This is a genomic window from Malonomonas rubra DSM 5091 (genome assembly GCF_900142125.1).
Taxonomy (GTDB): Bacteria; Desulfobacterota; Desulfuromonadia; order Desulfuromonadales; family Geopsychrobacteraceae; genus Malonomonas; species Malonomonas rubra.
Map to the genome: position 1 here is coordinate 67,175 of NZ_FQZT01000005.1, position 18,907 is coordinate 86,081.

Annotated in this window: 20 protein-coding genes and 1 pseudogene; 7 read left to right on the forward strand and 14 right to left on the reverse strand. The window is 52.4% G+C overall.

The window, feature by feature from the left end; translation table 11 throughout:
* Positions 1–15: 15 nt before the first annotated feature.
* On the reverse strand, positions 16–1,374 hold the full coding sequence (locus BUB13_RS08435) for an MFS transporter (RefSeq protein ID WP_072907853.1): 1,359 nt from the start codon (positions 1,372–1,374) through the stop codon (positions 16–18).
* A 28-nt stretch (positions 1,375–1,402) separates the two neighbouring features.
* Between BUB13_RS08435 and BUB13_RS19135 the strand changes: the two genes are divergently transcribed.
* Positions 1,403–1,648, forward strand: a complete 246-nt coding sequence (locus BUB13_RS19135) for an RtcB family protein (RefSeq protein ID WP_208610143.1) — start codon at positions 1,403–1,405, stop codon at positions 1,646–1,648.
* A gap of 135 nt (positions 1,649–1,783) precedes the next feature.
* Positions 1,784–2,494 (forward strand): RtcB family protein, encoded by a 711-nt coding sequence (locus tag BUB13_RS08440; protein WP_208610144.1) that lies wholly within the window; start codon positions 1,784–1,786, stop codon positions 2,492–2,494.
* On the opposite strand, the gene BUB13_RS08445 is transcribed toward BUB13_RS08440, so the two are convergent.
* The 3 genes from BUB13_RS08445 to nhaA form a co-directional block, all read right to left on the reverse strand.
* The gene (locus BUB13_RS08445; RefSeq protein WP_072907855.1) at positions 2,484–3,089 is read right to left on the reverse strand and encodes a MarC family protein; all 606 of its coding nucleotides are present in this window, start codon (positions 3,087–3,089) and stop codon (positions 2,484–2,486) included. The genes BUB13_RS08440 and BUB13_RS08445 overlap by 11 nt on opposite strands.
* A 92-nt stretch (positions 3,090–3,181) precedes the next feature.
* Complete coding sequence (locus BUB13_RS08450; RefSeq protein WP_072907857.1) at positions 3,182–3,775, reverse strand: DUF2238 domain-containing protein; 594 nt, start codon at positions 3,773–3,775, stop codon at positions 3,182–3,184.
* Positions 3,776–3,781: 6 nt separating this feature from the next.
* Positions 3,782–4,960, reverse strand: coding sequence for a Na+/H+ antiporter NhaA (gene nhaA / locus BUB13_RS08455; protein WP_072907860.1), 1,179 nt, complete (start codon positions 4,958–4,960; stop codon positions 3,782–3,784).
* Positions 4,961–5,143: 183 nt separating this feature from the next.
* Here nhaA and BUB13_RS08460 point away from each other — a divergent pair, with 183 nt between their 5' ends.
* Positions 5,144–5,890, forward strand: coding sequence for a class I SAM-dependent methyltransferase (locus tag BUB13_RS08460; RefSeq protein ID WP_072907862.1), 747 nt, complete (start codon positions 5,144–5,146; stop codon positions 5,888–5,890).
* On the opposite strand, the gene BUB13_RS08465 is transcribed toward BUB13_RS08460, so the two are convergent.
* From BUB13_RS08465 to BUB13_RS08510, 10 genes and pseudogenes are all read right to left on the reverse strand, one after another.
* Positions 5,887–7,332, reverse strand: a complete 1,446-nt coding sequence (locus BUB13_RS08465; RefSeq protein ID WP_072907864.1) for a putative nucleotidyltransferase substrate binding domain-containing protein — start codon at positions 7,330–7,332, stop codon at positions 5,887–5,889. The genes BUB13_RS08460 and BUB13_RS08465 overlap by 4 nt on opposite strands.
* Before the next feature lie 101 nt (positions 7,333–7,433).
* The gene (locus BUB13_RS08470) at positions 7,434–8,006 is read right to left on the reverse strand and encodes an SCO family protein (protein ID WP_072907866.1); all 573 of its coding nucleotides are present in this window, start codon (positions 8,004–8,006) and stop codon (positions 7,434–7,436) included.
* Complete coding sequence (locus BUB13_RS08475) at positions 8,006–9,013, reverse strand: hypothetical protein (protein WP_072907868.1); 1,008 nt, start codon at positions 9,011–9,013, stop codon at positions 8,006–8,008. Before BUB13_RS08475 ends, BUB13_RS08470 begins: the two co-directional genes overlap by 1 nt.
* Positions 9,010–9,705 carry an ABC transporter ATP-binding protein gene (locus BUB13_RS08480; protein WP_208610146.1) on the reverse strand — a complete coding sequence of 232 codons (696 nt, stop codon included), beginning with the start codon at positions 9,703–9,705 and terminating at the stop codon, positions 9,010–9,012. The genes BUB13_RS08475 and BUB13_RS08480 overlap by 4 nt, the downstream gene beginning before the upstream one ends.
* 3 nt (positions 9,706–9,708) lie before the next feature.
* Positions 9,709–10,866, reverse strand: a complete 1,158-nt coding sequence (locus tag BUB13_RS08485) for an ABC transporter permease (protein WP_072907870.1) — start codon at positions 10,864–10,866, stop codon at positions 9,709–9,711.
* A complete protein-coding gene (locus tag BUB13_RS08490; protein ID WP_072907872.1) occupies positions 10,866–11,192 on the reverse strand; it encodes a hypothetical protein in 327 nt (108 codons plus the stop codon). The genes BUB13_RS08485 and BUB13_RS08490 overlap by 1 nt, the downstream gene beginning before the upstream one ends.
* Positions 11,192–11,662, reverse strand: a complete 471-nt coding sequence (locus BUB13_RS08495; RefSeq protein WP_072907874.1) for a nitrous oxide reductase accessory protein NosL — start codon at positions 11,660–11,662, stop codon at positions 11,192–11,194. Before BUB13_RS08495 ends, BUB13_RS08490 begins: the two co-directional genes overlap by 1 nt.
* Positions 11,663–12,187, reverse strand: coding sequence for a nitrous oxide reductase accessory protein NosL (locus tag BUB13_RS08500; protein WP_072907876.1), 525 nt, complete (start codon positions 12,185–12,187; stop codon positions 11,663–11,665). It lies immediately after the preceding gene.
* Between the two features lie 289 nt (positions 12,188–12,476).
* Positions 12,477–13,343, reverse strand: a complete 867-nt coding sequence (locus tag BUB13_RS08505) for a DNA ligase (protein WP_208610147.1) — start codon at positions 13,341–13,343, stop codon at positions 12,477–12,479.
* A gap of 32 nt (positions 13,344–13,375) precedes the next feature.
* Positions 13,376–14,047: pseudogene (locus BUB13_RS08510) on the reverse strand (YifB family Mg chelatase-like AAA ATPase); the annotation flags it as partial.
* A 202-nt stretch (positions 14,048–14,249) separates the two neighbouring features.
* Between BUB13_RS08510 and BUB13_RS08515 the strand changes: the two are divergent.
* Genes BUB13_RS08515 through BUB13_RS08530 form a run of 4 tightly spaced genes read left to right on the forward strand, consistent with a single transcriptional unit; the run spans position 14,250 to position 18,861 of the window.
* On the forward strand, positions 14,250–14,897 hold the full coding sequence (locus BUB13_RS08515) for a TnsA endonuclease N-terminal domain-containing protein (RefSeq protein WP_072907880.1): 648 nt from the start codon (positions 14,250–14,252) through the stop codon (positions 14,895–14,897).
* Positions 14,887–16,824, forward strand: a complete 1,938-nt coding sequence (locus BUB13_RS08520) for a Mu transposase C-terminal domain-containing protein (protein ID WP_072907882.1) — start codon at positions 14,887–14,889, stop codon at positions 16,822–16,824. The genes BUB13_RS08515 and BUB13_RS08520 overlap by 11 nt, the downstream gene beginning before the upstream one ends.
* Positions 16,817–17,719, forward strand: coding sequence for a TniB family NTP-binding protein (locus tag BUB13_RS08525; RefSeq protein ID WP_244151857.1), 903 nt, complete (start codon positions 16,817–16,819; stop codon positions 17,717–17,719). The genes BUB13_RS08520 and BUB13_RS08525 overlap by 8 nt, the downstream gene beginning before the upstream one ends.
* Complete coding sequence (locus BUB13_RS08530; RefSeq protein ID WP_072907886.1) at positions 17,719–18,861, forward strand: TniQ family protein; 1,143 nt, start codon at positions 17,719–17,721, stop codon at positions 18,859–18,861. Before BUB13_RS08525 ends, BUB13_RS08530 begins: the two co-directional genes overlap by 1 nt.
* Positions 18,862–18,907: the final 46 nt, after the last annotated feature.

Genomic DNA, 18,907 nt, shown 5'->3' on the forward strand with positions numbered 1-18,907 from the left:
AGCAGATTGATCAACTCACTGAGAATCGCTTTGTTTGCGGCGCATACTTCGCGTGAAGAAGAGCAGCAGCGCAAAAAGGCAGCAGGCGAAATAGCCGGAGAACCAGGGCAGCGATTCGACGAAGACCAGGTTTTTGATTCCTTCTTCACCCAGTTGCGGCAGTTGGTCACTCAAGGAGCCACGCAGGTTGGCAAGAAGCAGCGCATAAAAGAAACCGATCAGGCCGTATCCCAGATTAAGGAACAGTCCTTTGAAACTGAGGACAGTTGCCCGCTGCTCGGAGCTGGTTGCCTCGTTGAGGTAGTGACTGAGAAAAAAGCCGATCAGAAACATACTGCTGAACAGGAGCAGAGCCGGGACAATACCGACCCAAGGCCAGACGAAACACATGCCGATCAGGCCAAGAAAGATCAGCGCTGCAGTGAACAGCAGGTTGGTCAGCGGGGTATGTTTCTCACTCAAACGACGGGCGAGACCTGGCATGACGAAACCGAACAGCGACAGAGCTGAGCCGAGAATGCCGAGCATCCCCTCTGGAATTCCGATGATGCGGTAGTACTGGCTAGCCATGGTCAGCAGCATCCGTACGACACTGTCGTAGAGCAGGCCGAACAGGATCAGGCCGAGCACAAAGGGGGTGCGGAAAATCCAGCAGCCTGCCTGCCAGACCAAACGGAAGGCCGCGCCGGTGGTCGACTTTTCTGTTGCGGCAACGCCTTCGTCTATTTGCACTTCACGCATTTTCAGGGTTGTCAGCAGGGTGCAGATGGCCGTTGCCAGGGTCAGATAGATCGGGAGCCGTAAGGTGCTGTCGCGGCTGAACTCTAAACTGCTGCCGAGTGTTCCTGCAATCTTCTCCAGCAGAGCCGGATCGTACAGGACGCCACCCAGGGTCATGGCGATGACGAAGCCGGCTGCCTGAAACTGCCCCTGTCGTTCCAGCACATGTGGCCAGTGTTTGGCCAGTCCGGCCGCCTTCATGCTGTCGTAAGCAAGCGCTTCATCGGCGCCACTGGCCGCTGCCTCGGCCATGCCGCTGAGAATCCGGTTCAGCACGAATACCCAGAACAGCAGGGTCAGGTTGTCGGCTGGGACGAAAGACCAGAGACCGATTTCGATCACCATCAAGCTGCCGGCAAACACCAGCAGGTTGCGCCGCCCGATGGTATCAGCCAGCGCACCGGAGGGCACTTCGCAAAGCACGATTGTTGCTGCCCAGACGGCATTGAGTATGGCAAACTGGGACAGTGTCAGGCCGAAATCGAGGAACAGGATAGAGAAGATCGGGTAATAGAAGCGGCAATTGAACAGCACCCGGAAAATAATGAACAGGCGGACGTTGCTGATCTGGTAGGGAGAGCTGGTTGCTGACATTCCTTATCCGTTCATAACTGGTGGTGAAATGAAACCTTACAAGATATTTGCTAAAGATATCGAGAATTCCGCGCTGGAGCAATTTTACTCTGCCATGCGACAGGATTTTGTTGTCCGCGGCGCGCTGATGCCGGATGCCCATACTGGCTACTCGCTACCGATCGGTGCCGTGGTGGCGACTGACAGCTTCGTGCTGCCGTCCTGGGTTGGCTACGATATCGGCTGCGGCATGTGCGCTGTGCCGACCTCCTTTGCCAAAAACGAGATCGAATAACACGCAGAAACTGTCTTTAATCGCATCTATCGTGCAATTCCGGTCGGGTTTAGTCACAATAAAACGGATTCACAGTGGGATTATCAACGGCTGCCGAAGACCGGAGCGCTTGATGCAATCTTCCAGAAAAATGGATTGAAGCAGCTTGGCTCTCTCGGCAGTGGAAATCATTTTATCGAGATCGGCGCTGATGAGAGTGAACAGGTCTGGATTATTATCCATTCCGGCTCGCGCAATATCGGTCATTCGGTGGCGACCCACTACATGAAACTGGCTGCGGGAGGAAAGGCACGCGAGGGGCATTTCGGCTTTTCCACCCGCAGCAAGGAAGGCCGCGATTACCTGAAAGATCTGGCCTTCTGTCTCGAATTTGCGCTGGCCAACCGTTTCGAGATGATCGGCCGGGTGGTACGGGAAATCCAGCATACGTGCGATGGAGAGGCCGATTGGGAGCGTTTGATCAACCGCAACCACAATCACGCTGATGAAAAGGACGGCCTGCTGATCCACCGCAAAGGCGCCACTCACGCCGAAGCCGGCATGCAGGGGGTGATCCCCGGCAACATGCGCGACGGTTCGTTCATCGTCGAAGGCAAGGGCAACAAGGAAGCTCTCTGGTCAAGTTCCCACGGGGCCGGCCGGGTGATGGGCCGAAAAGCGGCGAAACGAAGCATCAAGCTGAAGCAGTTTGTTGACAGCATGTATGGCATCGTCGCCAAAGTCGATCGCCACACCCTCGATGAAGCGCCCTTTGCTTACAAGGATATTGAGCAGGTCATGCGCCTGCAAAAAGATTTAGTCAAGGTGTTGCATCGGGTTAAACCGATTATCAATATCAAAGGCTGAGGAAGTTTTTCAGCCCAGTGAAGAAGATTTGTGCTGCCAGGGCAGAAACGAACAGGCCGGTCAATTTGGTCAGAATGGTCAAACCCTGCTGACCGATGATCTTCTCCAGTCGACCAGCGACAAACAGCAGGCCGCCGACCGCCAGCACGGCACAGAGCAGAGCTGCACTGGCAATGACCTTTTCTGTCAGGTTGTTGTAGTTGGCTCCCATGACCAGCAGGGCGCCGATGGTCCCGGGCCCGACAGTGATCGGAATCGCCAGCGGCACGACGGCAATATCTTCTTTACCGGCTTGCGCTGAAACCGCCGCTTTACCCTGAATCATCGATACAGCAGAAAGGAAAAGAATCGCCCCGGCACCGATGCGAAAAGCATCCAGCGTGATGCCGAACAGGCTGAAAATGTAACTGCCGAAAAGAAACAGAGTAAAACAGATCACCACAACCGCCAGGGTGACTTTGCGGGCAATTTTTTGCCGGTCACTCTGGCTTTCATCTTTGGTCAGCGAAAGAAAGGCCGAAAGAACGAAGAACGGTGTCAGAATGATGAAAATTTTCAGAAAGATGTTAACAAACAGGGGAAGCAATTCTGTCATCTGCAAGCCTTTAGAGAAAAAGAATCGCAGTTATTAATAGCCCTGATAAGGTAAAAGGCCAAGCCGAAATTTATTCTCTTGCCGTATACTTTTTACAGTTTTTGCAACTGCCGATCATGGGCTTTTGCCAGGAAGAGAAGGGCCGCGATCGCGCCGATGAGGGCCAGCAGCATATCGGATTGGGTATCCCAGATATATCCCTGGGTGCCAAGAAAGGCTTCGGCGCCGGTGCCGCTGAGCACCGCGACCCACCATTCGATCAGTTCGTAAAAGGCGCTGAATGCAAGGCAGAAGCAGCAGATGAAAAAATTTCTCCATCCGGCGGCAGTGATCACCCGTTTTCGAATCACAATTTCCCGCGCGATGATGGCCGGGACAAAGCCTTGAGCAAAGTGGCCGACCTTGTCGTAATTGTTGCGTTGCAGCTCGAAGCTGTCTCGAATCCAGTCAAACAGCGGAACCTCGGCGTACGTGTAATGGCCACCGACCATCAGGATGACGCAGTGAAGCAGAATCAGAAAGTAGCACAGAGGGGTCAGCGGAAACTTTTTGCGGCTCAGCGCCAAGATAACGATACCGATCAGCGCCGGCAGTACTTCCAGAAACCAGGTCGGATAATCTTTCGGCGCAATGGCTGACCAGATGAAGGTCGCAGAAAAAATGGTCAGCCAGAGGATCTTAAGCATCACAAGCTATTCTTTCGGCAGGCTTTTTTTCAGGACCAGAAAACCGACCACGCCTGAAAGTAATGAACCGATGATAATCCCGAGCCGTTCGTCGAACAGCTGGTTGGTGCCAGTTTCCTCAAATGCGAGGGAGCCAATAAACAGGCTCATGGTGAAGCCGATACCGCAGAGAATGGCGGTGCCGTAAAGGGTCGACTGGTTCATTCCGTTAGGCAGACGGGTCAGGCCGAGCTTGATGCCGGCCCAGCAGAAGGCAAAGATGCCGAGCTGCTTGCCGAGGAACAGGCCGACCGCGATGCCGACCGGAACCCCGTGCAGCAGAAAGTCGAAACCGATGCCACGGAGATTAATCCCGGAGTTGGCGAAAGCAAAAAGGGGCAGGATGGCATATGCCACCAGCCCGTGAAGTTCGTGCTCCAGTTCGTAGAGCAGTGAAACGCCGCTTTCAGGGTTCTCGCGGATTGGGATGAACAGCGCCAGTAACACGCCTGCCAGGGTCGCATGTACCCCCGACTTAAGCAGCGCAATCCACATGATCAGGCCGAGCATAAAGTAGGGGGAACGGAACTGGACACCGAAACGATTGATAAAGAACAGGCCGACCAGGCAGAGGCCGGCAACAATCAGCATCCCGAGGGAAATGTTGGAGGTGTAAAACAGGGCGATAATCAGGATTGCTCCGATGTCATCGAAGATCGCCAGCGAGGTCAGGAAAACTTTGACGCTGGTCGGGACGCGGGAGCCGAGCAGTGAAAGTACGCCGAGAGCGAAGGCGATATCGGTTGCCGCAGGAACCGCCCAGCCCTGGCGGGCGGCAGGGTCCTGCCAGTTGAAGATCAGGTAGAAAAGAGCCGGAACCAGCATGCCGCCGACAGCTCCAAGTCCGGGCAAAACCATGTTGCTCAGCTGTGAAAGTTCGCCGCGGAGAACCTCCCGTTTAAGCTCCAGCCCCACCAGCAGAAAGAAGATGGCCATCATGCCATCGTTGACCCAGAGCAGCAGGGGTTTTGCAATATCCAGGGCACCAACGCGAACTTGAACCGGGGTGCTGATAAGCAGGTTGTAGTAATGTTCTAATGGTGAGTTGGCGAGAATGATGGCAGCCAGAGCCGAGATGATCAGCAGAATGCCACCAGTCGACTCCCGTTTGAAAAAATCAGCGAATTGTTTTTGTAAAGAGTCCATGGTCCTTAATCTTTCGTTTCATGAATGAGCGGCGAATCGATTTGATTCTAGCACAAATTTTCGTAAAATTTCTGTTTGGCTCGATGCCATCTTAGCAGGCTGCATATAAAGTTTTGGCCAAAATCACCAGCACCGTGACGAAATGGAATCATACTCAATCCTTTACCGGCACCGGAGAGTTGCATGGAAATGGAATATTTTTACCGCTTGTACGAACAGCTGGAGCGTTGCGCTCCGAGCAGTGATGAAGAAACCCTCAAGGCACTGAAGTCATTACCCCAGCTGCCGAAGCAGCCGCGGGTACTCGATATTGGCTGCGGTAACGGTGCACAGACCTTGGCGCTGGCGGGACAACTGGGCGGTGAGATAGTCGCCATCGATAATTATCAGCCGTTTATCGATCGCCTGGCTGCCGAAGCAAAATCCCGCCTATTAAAGGCCGATATTTTCCCGCAGTGCGTTTCGATGTTCGAATTGCCCTTTGCCGCGCAGAGCTTCGACCTGATCTGGTCTGAAGGGGCGATTTATATCATCGGTTTCAGTGAAGGTTTGCGACAGTGGAAACCTTTGCTCAAGCCGGGAGGCTATATCGTGCTGACCGACATGGTCTGGCTGCAGGAAGATCCGCCGCAGGAGATTGCCGACTACTGGGGGGAGAACAACCCGAATATGACCGACACGAAGGAGCGTCTGGCGCAGGCCGAAGCGGCCGGCTATCAACTGATCGATCATTTTACTTTATCGCCCGAAGCCTGGACCGAGGGTTATTACCGGCCACTGCGGGAACGGATTGCATTGATGCGACAGGAACTGGCCGGCAATGAAACAGCGGAAAAGGTCTTCAGCATGACCGAGGAGGAGGCCGATATGTACGACCGCTTCGGTGAGTGGTATGGCTATGAGTTCATCCTGCTGCAGAAAAAAGCTTAACGCCGCAGCATCTGCAACTGGAAGTGTGAACTCAGCGATCCCTGGAAGGACTGCACCACTTCCAGCGCCACTTTCAGGCGGCCACGCTCGACCCGATTGAGGGAGGAGGGAGCCAGGTAATTATCGGGGTCGCGTCCAGAGGCGGCCGAGGCAATCTGGCTGCGCAGCCGGAAGAACGTCAGCAGGTTGAAGGCGGCTTCCAGGTCCCCAACCTGTTTCGCGTTCAGCACCTCTTGTTTCAGCAGCACCTGAAGTTTTTCAGTTGTACTCCCTTCCAGGATCCCGGCCTCCAGTGCCAGCGTCTTGACACCTTCGGTGATAGCAAAAATCCCGCTCTTTTTCAGATCGATTTTGCCGACGTGTGGGCCACTTTTTTCCGGCTTTATACGACCGAAAAGCCCTAGAGGAGGTGGGAAAAGACAGACATTGGCTGCCATGTGGGCGAGGAAGATGCCGTTTTCACTGGCACGCTGGATGACATGCTTACGCAGCTCCTGCTCAAGTGAAGTGTCACCCCAGAGAGTGCGCATGTCAGAGAACATGCTGAAATTCAGAATATTCTCGCCACTCGGTGTCGCGATCCAGCCGTCGATAGCATCTTTCCAGTCGCTGATGTTGCGACGCCAGAACTCGTTTTTTGCCATGATGCCGCCCGGGCATTCCGGCACACCAATCTCGATCAGCGAGTCGATCAGAACCTGAGAAAAGTTTTTCAGCTTGGCAATATCGGTCGCTGACAAGTCATCGGCGTAGATGATGGCGTTGTCCTGATCGGTTTTCAGCGTCTGCTCGCGCCGCCCTTCACTGCCAAGCACCAGGTAGGCACATTTTTCCGGCAAATCCGGGAATTGCGAGTTCTGCAGGATTTCAATAAGACGCAACGCCATCTGGTCGTTCAAAAGCGAAATCAGGCGCACCAAGTCACGGGTGGAGACACCGTTGCCACGCAGAAAAGCGATCAGCTCTTTCATGTGGTCGTGGATCTCTTTCAGTGCGGGGATATCCTCCGCTTCATCGATGGAGCGCAGCAGCTTCTGGGGGGAACGGTTCTGCAGGCGGATGATGTCAGATTCATTGATGATGCCGATCAGCCGATTTTTTTCATCCACCACGCCGAGGCGATGAATCCGGTGGCGCGACATCTGGTAGAGCACTTCAAACAGGGTGTCTTCTTCTTTGACCGAGAGGACCGGCGAGGTCATGACTTCCCGCACCACCGATTTTTCCGGATCAACTCGACCGGCAACGACTTTGATGCGCAGGTCACGGTCGGTCATGATGCCGACCGGCTCACCCTTGTCGTCACAGGCGATGATGCTGGAAATACTTTTCTCGCGCATGACAATGGCTGCATCGACAATTCGATCTTCGATATGACAGGTGATCAGGTCACGATGGCAGTAATCTTTGACCGCGAGGAAAAATGTATTCTCTTCGGGCATGTTTGGCTCCCGGGAAGAAGGCTCTGCTGAGAGTGTTACTCGAACTTGCCCGACTGTCAATCTTTAGCGGGAAAATAAAGATTTGCCCGGTTGAGGGAACCCTATTGAATCAGACGCTGATATTCTCGGTAAAAATCTTCGCTGTGTACTTGCCCATCAATGCGCACCCATTTGCCGCTTTCCGTCGAACGCAGCAGCAGCGAGGAGTCGAGGGTGATCATGTCTGAGGGCTTGATCCCGAAGGCGTTCATCACCAGCTTGATATCTTTTTTGCTGCCGGTCAAAAACTCCCAACCGGGTTGTGCCTGGTATTGCTTCAGGTAGTGAAGAAGAACTTCGGGGGTATCGGTTTCCGGGTCGACGGTTATCGACACCAAACGAACCTGTTCGGTATCTGGTGCCAATCGTTTCTGGAAGTTTGAGAACTTGACCGATTGGTTCGGGCAGAGGGTGGTGCAGGAGGTAAAGATAAATTCCAGCATCAGCGGTTTGTCCGGTGCCAGAAAAGTCCGCAATGGGACCGGCTGGTTGTGCTGGTTGACCAGGGTCACATCCGGGACCTGATAGCTGGTATAGGTGCGCTGATAGCTGTTTTTTTCCCGCGTCAGGCCGAAAAACAGCAGGGCCAGGAGGATACAGCCAATCAGCGGTAGGATGGTTTTGCTTTTACGCATCAGTAACTCAGCAGAATGAATGGGCTGAACAGAATCGGCCAGGCGACAATCGCCAGAAAAACCACTATAGCGAAAAATGCCAGCAGCAACCAGTGTCGTTCACGTTTTTCGATTTCCCGCTTCAAACTGGGATTTTTCTTCAACGGCTGGCAGAGGCCGGGCAGCAGGCCGAAAAAACAGCCGCCAAACAAGGCAATATAGAGCGGGTAGCCAATGTAGCCGTAGTTTTGTTGCAGCATGTCGAAGGGGCAATGGTGAGTCGGCATCTGGTAAATGTAAAGCGAGATAAAGGAAATGATCGACAGCAGCGAGATGAAAAAAAACAGGACAGAGGCGAAAAAAAGCAGGTAGCGGAAGATCGCCTGCCTGGAACCGAGGCTGAGCACCAGGGTGATCAGGAACAGGCCGCCACAGATGAAAAACGCAATCATCGTCGGTGCCGGCGGCAATCCGGCGATATCGCTGGCGACGCTGTCGTTGCCGAGGCTGAACAGAGATCCGCAGCAGGAAGTGATGATCTCTGGCTGCAGACCGCTGAAGTAGCTGTATTGCAACAACAGATCGAGTCCGACCAGTGGCGTGAGCAGCAGCAGACCGATATACTTGGGCCGTACCAGGGGGGTGTCTTCGGTGCACTGGTCGAGCCGGTTCAAACTGACCCAGAGGGCGGCGGCGAAAAACAGGATAATTTTCACCAGCAGCACCAGCCAGCCGATTTCGTTGGCGTTCAGGGCCCCGGTCGCGCACATGGCGCCGATGAACAGACGGTGAATATCCTCCACCGTGTAGATGAACAGCAGCCCGGAGAGAACCACGAAGCCGAAGGCGTAATTGACAATCGTCGAAACCAGCCAGGTTTTGCGCTCCAGTAGCAGTTGCTGCTCCGAGCTGCTCTGTGGATCCCAGGCGGAAAGGATTTTCAGCCCCAGCCCGGCGGCGTAAAGCAGCATGAGAAAGGCGATGCTGCTGCCGAGCAGCAGGGCGAGAATGCCGGGATTCAGAATCACAGCCGCTCAACCTCCAGCAGGTTTCCGTCATGCATCAGGTAAGATCGGTCAATCAGCTCCTGCTGCTGATAAATAGCTGGGTCGTGAGTGGCGATGATGATGGTCTTCCCGTTTTGTTTCAGCCGCGCCAGAATCGTCAGCAACTCTTCCGTCAGCGCCCTGTCCAGGTGCGCTGTCGGTTCATCGGCGATAATGATTTCCGGCTGGTTGATCAGCGCCCGGGCGATCGCCACCCGTTGCTGTTCGCCACCGGAGAGCTGTTTCACTTTCTGTTGTTTGCGATCGCCCAGCTCCAGCTGGCGGAGAATTTCATCGGCGCGGGACTTCATCTCTTTACCGGATATTTCGGTCGGGTAGAGCGGCAGCAGGATGTTGTCGAACAGGCTCAGCTCACGCATCAGGTTGAACTGCTGGAAGATAAAACCGAACAGGTCGCGGCGCAGCTCAGCGAGAAAGCGCTCCGGCAGTTTGGCGACATCTTTATCAGCCAGGCGGATGCTGCCGGAGGTCGGCCGTGCCATGCAGCCGATCAGGCTGAGCAGCGATGTTTTGCCAGAACCACTCGGTCCTTTCAGTACCGCGACCTGCCCCTGATCGATGGAGAAGGCGACATCGCTCAACGCTTGCAGCTCGTCCGGTTTGTGACGGTTGTAGATTTTGCAGAGGTCTTTTGTCTCGATCAAGGTCGGCATCGCTCAGCTCCTCATCACGCTGTCCGGGTCAGTGACCGCGGTTTTCCAGGCTGGAACGATGGTGCAGGCGATATAAGGCACGATGGTCAAAAGTGCCAGCACGAACAGCTGATAAAGATCGATGGCCGGGGTCAGGTTGAACTGCGGAAACAGCACCGACCAGCCCTGCAGGACCGGCGCCAGCAAACCGGCACCGTAAAAAAAGACGTGCAGGTAAGCGATGATCGCGCCGAGCAGGAAAGCGGTCAGTGAAATTGCCAGCCCCTCCCAGAATTTCAGCAGCAGCACGTCATTGGTGTCCCAGCCGATCGCTTTGAGAATGCCGATCTCCCGTTTTTCGTCGGCGCTGATTCCGGTCGCCTTGTCCCAGGCGAGGATACAGAAGGCGATCAGAGCCGAGGCGAACAGGGTCAGCATGATGCCGCTGCGCCAGTTGAAGACAGTGTCGTAGGTGTGCAGGATTTCCGTTTTGCCGATCGGGCGACTGTCAGGTAGAGCCAGCTTGATCTTTTTGGCTAGAGTCGCAACTTCGCGCTGGTTGTAAACCTCCACCGCAAGATCGGTGGCGCGTCCATCGGGAAGCTTGAAGAAGCGGCGCAGTTCGGCTTCTTGCAGCAGGATCAGGTCGTTGGTGAGCAGCTCCGAATCGGCGATAAAAAGCCCGCTGACCTGGTAAAGCTTGCTGCTGTTGCTACTGTCGACCAGCACCAGGCTGTCGCCGATGGTGACGCCGTAGGCCTCGGCAATCCCTTTGCCAAGGGTGCATTGCTCGTTATTTGCGGGGAAAGTTCCCTGCAGTAGCGGCAGGTTTGTCGGAGAATCCTTCACCCCCATCAAGGTAAAGTTGACCTTTTTCAGGCTGTCGTAATAGTAGCCCCAGACCCGTGGTTCGACTTTGCCGACACCCGGCATCCGCCGGATCTGCTCGGCGTCGGCGATCGGAATCAGGTCATGCCGTCCGGCTGCAAGCCGCTGCACCACGATATCGGGCGCGGCAGCAAGCACGTTGACCGCTTCGCTGCGCAATGACTGGGTGAGGAAAAGCACCGAGGCAATGGTGGCAACGGTCAGGGTGTAGACGACGATGATCGCCAGGTTCTTCTGTTTGCGTCGCAGCAGGGACGAGAGCGCATGCTCAAGAATATTCAGTCGACGTGCCATCACTGCTCTCCCCGTTGCTTAAAGCTGAGGGTCGTTTGTGGTTTCGGTTGGCCGGGGGCGATGATCGACCCGGCCGGGAAGTGATCGAAGGCACCGGGGTAGTCCTGAAAGGGTGTGAACAGGTCGGCTTGAGACGGATGCCGGGTGTAGCGGGCTTCACTCCAGATGGACAGATCAGTCAGCCCGAGCGTTGCGACCAGCGCTTTTTTCTCAGCCCTCTGGCTGAATGAAGGGTTTGCCGCCTGTCGTATTCCCTGTGCCAGCAGCACCGCAAGCAGCAGTGTCAAAGCCGTGATAAAGAGAACAAACAGCCGCGTGCGGGGCATTAGTCTTCCGGCAGCAGCTGGGGCGTGAGCTGCTCGAAACGGATGATTTTTGTTCCGCCGTGGTCTTTGGCGAAACTTTTGGCGATCTCTTCGCCGGCAACCGGGACCAGTTCGTGCCCCATCGGTCCGTAGACGTCGCTGCCGAGGACCAGGTAAAGATCATCGATCGGCAGCAGCCGGGTGCTGTAATATTCGGTCAGGTAAATTTGCGCGATATCCTCGCGGGTGCGCGAATCGTTAGTGTTCGGCAGCGAGAAATAATAACGGAACAGATCCTTGGCACCGTCAAAAAACAGCTGCGAATTGTCCCGGAACTGGATGGTGGCGATCCAGTCCGGGTAGGGCGCGACAAACATGCCGCAGACCGGACAGCGATCCCGCTTGCTCGGCATCTGTGGCTCCAGCGCCAGAGCTGGCAAAGCCAGCCCCAGCAGCAGAAACAGGATGATTGCGCGACGCAGATGGTTCATTTACATCTCGCCTTTTTTCATCTGCTGTATCTTCATCTTCTTCATTTGGCGCTTTTTGCGGATCATGGTGGTGTCTTTGTACATATCCTCGTAAGCGGCACGCATGGCGTGATCGAAGTCGATGATGATGCCGCCGTTTTCAGCAACGAACGCTTCAGCCGCTTTTTTATCAGCGAAGGCCCACTTGGCGCGCATGGTCATAACGCCCTTCTTTTTCCCGCCGACCACCCAGTGGGCGCTCTCAGCGTCGATCAGCTGGTGGCTGTTGTAATCCGCAACCTGGATCTTTTTAGGCGTTTTTTCAATACCGACGGCCAGGTCGATGGCGCTGCAGTGAATGCTGCAGGTGGCAACCGGATCGGCCTTTTCGTACTCGATCAGCATGCGGCTGTGGGCGAACTTGACCCGGTTCATGCCGCAGTAGCTGCAGGATTTGTGTTCATGCTGATCTGCAAACTGTTCGGCGATAGCCGGCAGGACAGCAAGCATCAACAGGGAGAAAAGAACAAGCAGCTTTTTCATCATCAGACCTCTTTATCTCAGGGGTTGTTAGTTATGTGTTGAAAATAACAAATCCTGACGAAAAGTGTTAAGCCGATAATTGTTAGAAATTATTCTTTAGCGGAATAATCGTCAGTTCCCCTGTGCGCCTTCAGCAGCTTTTTCAGTCAATAACGTCAAAATTATAGTAATTTGCCGACCGGATCAGGGATCCTTCGATTCTGCTGAGAATGTACCTCAAACTGAGGGTGCATTTTCTGCAACGTTGTTGGAGGAGCAGCTATGCAGCTATCTTTTAACAATGAGATGACTTTTACAGCCCCACATCGGAACGTACGCGCAAGAAACTAGGGAACTTGGGAATACCGGATTTATAGGTTCCATAGTATTTGAACGTAATGATGGCGCCGAGTGGCGGTGGCGATTCCCGTTCGGCGTCGCTGAAGCCACTGCCGATTTTGAACCTGGTTCCTTCCCCGAGTTCGACCAGCAGGGCGCCCAGTCGATTCTGGTTTCGTCCTTTCCCAGGCAGGTGGGCGACAACCGTTGCTTCAGCATCGCGGTAGTTTTTCACCTTGAGGATCTCCGCGCTGCGTCCGGCGCTATAAAGAGCTGCGGGGTTGCGCACAATCAGTCCTTCGCCACCAAGCTGCTCGATACGTTGTAACTCGTCCAGCAGATGCTCCTGGCTGCGTACCGGAGTTTGCGCAATGACGAAGGCGTGCTCCGAGGGATGGGATCGGAACCACTCTATGGCCCGTTCGATCCGGGCGCTGAATCCGCCGTCGGCTTCGGGGACATCGAAGATAGCGAATTTGAGATGCAACCAGCCGTCGGATTGTTGCCGTTTGACAATGGAAACAGTGCGTTGAAAACGACCCCGCCCACCCCAAAGTTCTCCCTCCAGTGCAAAGGGGGGCAGGTCGCGGATAAATTCAGCCGGCGGGGAAAAGGCTATCCCGTTTTTCGACAACAGCTGTTTGCCGTTCCAATAGCCACGCACCCCATCCAGCTTTTCACTCATCAGCCAGCCCGAAACCGGCTGGGCAGATTGCAGGTTGTAGCTCTGTGGCAGCATCAGCTCCAGAGCAAATCCCGGAGAGATCGCAAGGAATAAAAGGCAGGACAGTAAAACAGCCAGCAATGCTGTTGTTGATTTCAACGCGGTTCGAGTGCTCACCCTGTTTCCTTGTCGTGAGTTTGCCCTTCGGGTCAAACCATCTTACGGTCGAAACCGCGATACTGGATCGCCTCGGCCAGATGCTCTCTTTTTATCCTTTTCTCGTCGGCGAGATCAGCGATGGTTCGGGCGAGCTTGAGAATGCGTGTGTAACTGCGCGCGGACAAGCCAAGGCGGCAGGTGACCTGTTCCAACAGCATCTCTCCGGCCGGGTCGAGCTGGCAGAATTTGCCGATGTGACGGGTCTGCATCTGGGCGTTGGTGTGCAAGCCGAATTCACACAGCCGCTCACGTTGAACCTGGCGCGTCCGGGTGACCCGCTGGCGGATGTCGGCACTGCTCTCGGCCGGTTCGACCTCAGTCAGGTCTTTGTGCGGCACGCGCGGAACCTCGATGTGCAGGTCGATACGATCGAGCAGCGGGCCGGACAACTTGCTGCGGTAGCGCTGAATCATTGCCGGAGTACAGCTGCAGGGGTTTTGCTGATGCGGATCACCCAGGTAGCCGCAGGGGCAAGGATTCATTGCCGCAATCAGCATGAAGTTGGCCGGGTAGGTCAAACTCAGCGCTGCCCGACTGATGCTGACCTGACCATCCTCTAGCGGTTGCCGCAGCATTTCCAGCACGTTTTTTTTGAATTCTGGCAATTCGTCAAGAAAAAGGACGCCGTTGGTGGCCAAGCTCACTTCGCCAGGGCGCGGATAGCTGCTGTCGGTTTTAATAGTTAGCGCTACAAATGAAAATATCTAGAAAGAATATTTGTAACTGTATTTTCAATAAATTAACTGTTTTTTGCCCTCACTTTTTAGAATATTGTAATTTCAGTAGTTAGTGCTACAATCACAAAAGTTGCTGCTACAGCCCCGAAGGTTTCAAAACTTAATGCTACAAAATTGACAGAGATATATGCCCGTCAGAAAAATCCCCAAAAGTTTCCGTGCTGTTACCGGTCGATTCCCTAGTGTCGTTAATGGCCGTTGTATTGGTTATGAATCAAAGCTTGAGTACGATTATTTTTTACGGCTTGAGTTTGACCCTACGGTCAAAAGCTATGAAGAGCAGCCGGTTCAAATCCCTGGTGTTGTAAATGGGCGGGAGGTTACCTACGTTTTGGATTGTCTTGTCTTTTTCAACACAGACAGGTGCCCTCTTCTAGTAGAAGTGAAAAGTGAAGAAGAATTGGAAGAGAAAGCCGAAACCCTTGAGAAAAAATTTTCTCATGCTCATGCCTATGCACAAAAAAATAATTTTGATTTTACTGTTGTGACAGAAAGGCAGATTTACGATACAGCATTGGAAAACTACAAGTTGCTCTATAGATTTGCTCGCCCGCCAGTGCAATTAGCGGAAAAGCGACAACAAATCATCGAGCTACTAAGAAGCTATGATCAGATAGCTTTAGGTCAGCTTCTTTATCTCATCAGCGATCAAAAGCAAATTCAGGCAGCATATCAACCCATCGTGTGGCACATGATCTTCTCAAGAGAAATTGAAACCGATCTGACAGTGAAGATGGAATACAGCAGTGAATTGAGGTTGTCGCATGGCGGTTAAAATATCCCTTAAGCCAGGAGATAAGGTTTTTTGCGAAGGGGTTGAGTATGAAATCTCTGGGCCAGCAGGGTTGACGAAAATAGATGCGATAAACCTGAACACTGGAGGTAAATGCACGCTCGATATAGGCAGTGTTTCGGGGCAAACTGCTGAAAACAATTGCGACTCTTTTGATTCTCTTGAGAATCTTACCGATGAAGAGCAAAACCTGGCACTGCAAAGGTTTCAGATCATAAAACCTGCGTTGCTGAGAGATTTGACACGTGCAGAAATTGAAGAACTGGCTGAAGAGCACGGTGTTCATTTCACGACAGTTTATCGCTTGATGAGGGAGTTTCGCAAAACCAGGAGTCCTGCTTCCTTGGTTCCTAAAACCGGACTTCGAGGTGGGCGGGGAAAAGCGCGTATCGATGAATCTGTCGATCTTCTGATTCAAAACCATTTCGAGGATATCTACCGAGAAAAGTTGGTTGATATTACCAAGCTTAACGTCAAAACTTTGCAAAAAGAGATTCAAAGAAAATGTGTCTCACGTAGTTTAAAAGCCCCTTCCTGGGGAACCGTCAATGACAGGCTTGGCAAATTCATTGATGACAAAAAGCTGGAGAAAAAGCGAAAACGAAAAGGTGGACGCCCCAGAACGATGGCGGGCCGAGTTTTTCCAGATGCTGATAGCCCTCTTGCAGTTGTCCAGATTGACCATACTCCTTTAGATCTTATTGTTGTTGATGATGAGCATAGAGAGCCGATTGGAAGACCTATTCTTTCACTGGCAATCGACGTATATAGCCGGATGGTGGTTGGCTTTAGTTTAAGTTTAGATCACCCCGGCATCTTCTCGGTTGGGCGTCTAATAGCTCATTGTATTTTGCCTAAAGAGCAATTTTTAGCAGAAATGGGTGTTGATGCTGCTTGGGATATTTATGGCGTTATGGGCATGATCCATATGGATAATGCCGGTGAGTTTAGAACTGAAGATTTTATCCCTTTCCAGGAAGAATATTTGGTTGATGTTCGCTGGAGACCGGTTGCATCCCCTGAGTATGGTGGTCACATCGAGCGGTTGGCTAAAACGTTGAATGATCATATTCATCAAGAGCCTGGTGCAACGATGAGTAATATCTTTGAACGTTCTGGTTACGATTCTGAAGGAAAAGCCTGCTATACACTGAGCGAAATTGAAAAGTGGCTGACGGTTCTCATCACTAAAATTTACCATCACGAGAAGCATTCCAGTCTTAAAAATAGTCGCGGGGAAAAGCTGAGTCCATTAGAGAAATACTCAATCGGAATACTGGGCGATGGCAAAACGCCTGGGACTGGCTTGCCAGATATCGTTGAAAATCAAGAGCGGTTGAAGATTTTTCTTTTGCCATCTTTCCAGAGAACTGTTCAGCGGGAAGGGATTGAACTTGATGATATTCACTATTTTCACGACATTTTGCGCAACCTGTATGGGAAGAAAGATGAAAAAGGGAGGGGTAAAAAGTATCTGATCAAAAGAGACCCTAGGTGCATTACTCCGATCTATATTTACGATCCAACACTGAAGAAATACTTCGCTGTCCCATATCGGGACCAGACCCGCCCTCCCATGAACCTTTGGGAGCTCAAAGCTGCAAAAAAACGCTGTAAGGAAAAGGGGCTCAAGAGGACCGAGCCTGAGATCTTCAAAGCTTATGATGAGCTTCGTCAGATGCGTGAAGAATCAGTAGTTAAAACCAAAAAAGCCAAGCGAGAGCGACAGGCTGAAAAGCGTCGAAAAAAAGCACCGACACTTCCCCAGCAAAAAGTAGAGGCCCCTGCCCCTCCAGAAGAGCTAGAGACTACAATTACCGATGAAATCGAAAATTTCTATGATGACCCCGCCCTGCTTGAAGGCGTTACCGTGAAGGGGAATGAGGATAAAGGTGCCACCAGTGACTGATGAACAGCACATTGCCAAACTGTTCCCAGATGCTCGGAACATGTTGAATAAAAGTACCGAAGAAAAGATTCGTTTTGTCCGGGAGGATCGTTGGCTTCCATATGCTGAAGCGGAACGACTTTTGGAGAGGATGGACGCTTTATACAACATGCCTGAGAAGATAAGGGCTCCAAGCATGCTTGTTGTTGGTGACTCTCACTGCGGCAAAAGCAGTTTAGTCCGCAGGTTCTGCGACATGCATCCGAAAACAAATGGAATGTATGAAGCTGCCTGCCCTGTTTTCTATCTGCACTCGTGTCCTCCAGAGCCGGATGAGCATCGACTCTATGAGGTGATCCTGCAGGATTTGAAAATTCCTTTCCGCTATAGCGACCGGCCATCGAAAAAGCTGGATGAGGTTCGATATCAGTTTGAGCAAATCGGCGTCAAAATGATCATTTTGGATGAGATGAGTAATGCGCTGAGCGGTTCGACAAATAAGCAAAGGGTTTTTATGAATGCGATTAAGAACCTGCATAATGCGGTGCAACGCCCTGTTGTCTTGGTTGGTACGCATGAAGCTGAATTTGTGACTATCAGCGATCCGCAGTTCCAAAGTCGTTTTAAGATCGAGTCGTTGGGGCGCTGGAATTACGGGATTGAATTTCAGCGCTTTCTTGCCAAGCTTGAACTGACCTTACCCTTTGAACAACCATCATTGCTGGCTACGTCTAAATTGTCGCGGCAGATTTTTGATAGGGCAAAAAGTGGCTGCATTGGGGACTTTGTTGACCTTGTGGCAGAGGCTGCCGTGTCTGCCGTTTCTGCTGGTGCGAAAAAAATTACATCTGAAGAAATCTTGGGATGCGACTTTTCCCCATCGTCTGAAAGGCAGGACTCGAAAAGGGAGATCTAGTGTCTCGGCTTGTCTTCAAAGTTCGTTCTGAAGCAAGGTATGCAACGTCAAGCTTCCCCCTGAAACTACGCCCTCTAGAAGACGAGTTGCTTAGCTCCTGGCTAATCCGGTTAGCCTTGTTGCACCGGACTGTGCCATCGACTTTTGCCAACCTGTATTTACCTGAAACAAAAAACAAGCTTTGGGCTGCCGATATCGACCTCCAGGCTTGTCCTGATTTTCTTGCCGCACTATCTCAAAAAAGTGGAATCCCCATAGAGCACTTTCAAGCAATGACTTTGAAGAGCTATGAAGGTTATTTGTTTGAGAAGGCTCGTACTAAAACTGGAGGAACGCCTTTTGTTAACCCGCTTGGAATGAGAGGGAGGCGCAATAAGCTTCCGGGAGTGCGATTTTGTCCACTCTGTTTGCGAGAGGGTCCACTGCCATATTTTCGCAAAAAATGGCGCCTCTCTTTTTATGTGGCTTGTTCGGACCACCATAGTTTCCTGTTGGACCGATGCCAAGAATGTGGTGTTCCAATCACACCTTATGTCGCATGCACAAACGGGCATTTTGGAACCTGCCATGCTTGTGGTAAAGGCATCACCGGGCAAGGCGATGGTGACCCTGCATCAACGGAAATTTTGGCTGTAGTGCGAAAACTTCAGGCCATTCTTTCTGCTGGCTATGTCCTGATAGCCGGTGCTCCAATTTACTCACATCTCTATTTCATTGTTCTCCACCAGATGTTGAAGCTTTTGATGAGCCGGAAGTATGGGGAAAGTCTGTGTGCGGCTTTGGGAATTGCCTGCCCTTCAGTGGATGGGAAAAGGTCCTTTGAAGCAGTTGCTATCAATAGCCAGGCTCAGTTGCTTATAGGGGCGGCCCGACTTTTGGAGGATTGGCCGACTAGGTTTGTCCATATTTGTGGGCAGCAAGGGATCTTGAGTTCCAGGCTGTTCAAAGATTTAAGGACCATCCCTTTTTGGTATTGGAAGGTCGTTGTGGAAAATCTCTATCGACCTGATCGGGTGGTGACGGACGAGGAGATATGTGCAGCGCTTCGGTATATGGAGTGTGAGGGGATGGCTGTTTCAGAATTGGCTTTGTCGCGATTGTTGGGAGTTAGGCAAGTATTTCGGAAAAGAAAGCAGTTCTGATAGGTATGGGGTTTTGGCTCGTTAGAGGCGTAGTGGTCAGGGGCAG

Bases quoted from the DNA above. Each gene is read 5' to 3' on its own strand.
- BUB13_RS08500 (WP_072907876.1), bottom strand. From the start codon at position 12,187: ATGATGAAAAAGCTGCTTGTTCTTTTCTCCCTGTTGATGCTTGCTGTC.
- BUB13_RS08470 (WP_072907866.1), bottom strand. From the start codon at position 8,006: ATGCGTAAAAGCAAAACCATCCTACCGCTGATTGGCTGTATCCTCCTG.
- BUB13_RS08515 (WP_072907880.1), top strand. From the start codon at position 14,250: ATGCCCGTCAGAAAAATCCCCAAAAGTTTCCGTGCTGTTACCGGTCGA.
- BUB13_RS08485 (WP_072907870.1), bottom strand. From the start codon at position 10,866: ATGGCACGTCGACTGAATATTCTTGAGCATGCGCTCTCGTCCCTGCTG.
- BUB13_RS08450 (WP_072907857.1), bottom strand. From the start codon at position 3,775: ATGCTTAAGATCCTCTGGCTGACCATTTTTTCTGCGACCTTCATCTGG.
- BUB13_RS08435 (WP_072907853.1), bottom strand. From the start codon at position 1,374: ATGTCAGCAACCAGCTCTCCCTACCAGATCAGCAACGTCCGCCTGTTC.
- BUB13_RS08445 (WP_072907855.1), bottom strand. From the start codon at position 3,089: ATGACAGAATTGCTTCCCCTGTTTGTTAACATCTTTCTGAAAATTTTC.
- BUB13_RS08520 (WP_072907882.1), top strand. From the start codon at position 14,887: ATGGCGGTTAAAATATCCCTTAAGCCAGGAGATAAGGTTTTTTGCGAA.
- BUB13_RS08490 (WP_072907872.1), bottom strand. From the start codon at position 11,192: ATGCCCCGCACGCGGCTGTTTGTTCTCTTTATCACGGCTTTGACACTG.
- nhaA (WP_072907860.1), bottom strand. From the start codon at position 4,960: ATGGACTCTTTACAAAAACAATTCGCTGATTTTTTCAAACGGGAGTCG.
- BUB13_RS08460 (WP_072907862.1), top strand. From the start codon at position 5,144: ATGGAAATGGAATATTTTTACCGCTTGTACGAACAGCTGGAGCGTTGC.
- BUB13_RS08465 (WP_072907864.1), bottom strand. From the start codon at position 7,332: ATGCCCGAAGAGAATACATTTTTCCTCGCGGTCAAAGATTACTGCCAT.
- BUB13_RS08480 (WP_208610146.1), bottom strand. From the start codon at position 9,705: ATGCCGACCTTGATCGAGACAAAAGACCTCTGCAAAATCTACAACCGT.
- BUB13_RS19135 (WP_208610143.1), top strand. From the start codon at position 1,403: ATGAAACCTTACAAGATATTTGCTAAAGATATCGAGAATTCCGCGCTG.
- BUB13_RS08495 (WP_072907874.1), bottom strand. From the start codon at position 11,662: ATGAACCATCTGCGTCGCGCAATCATCCTGTTTCTGCTGCTGGGGCTG.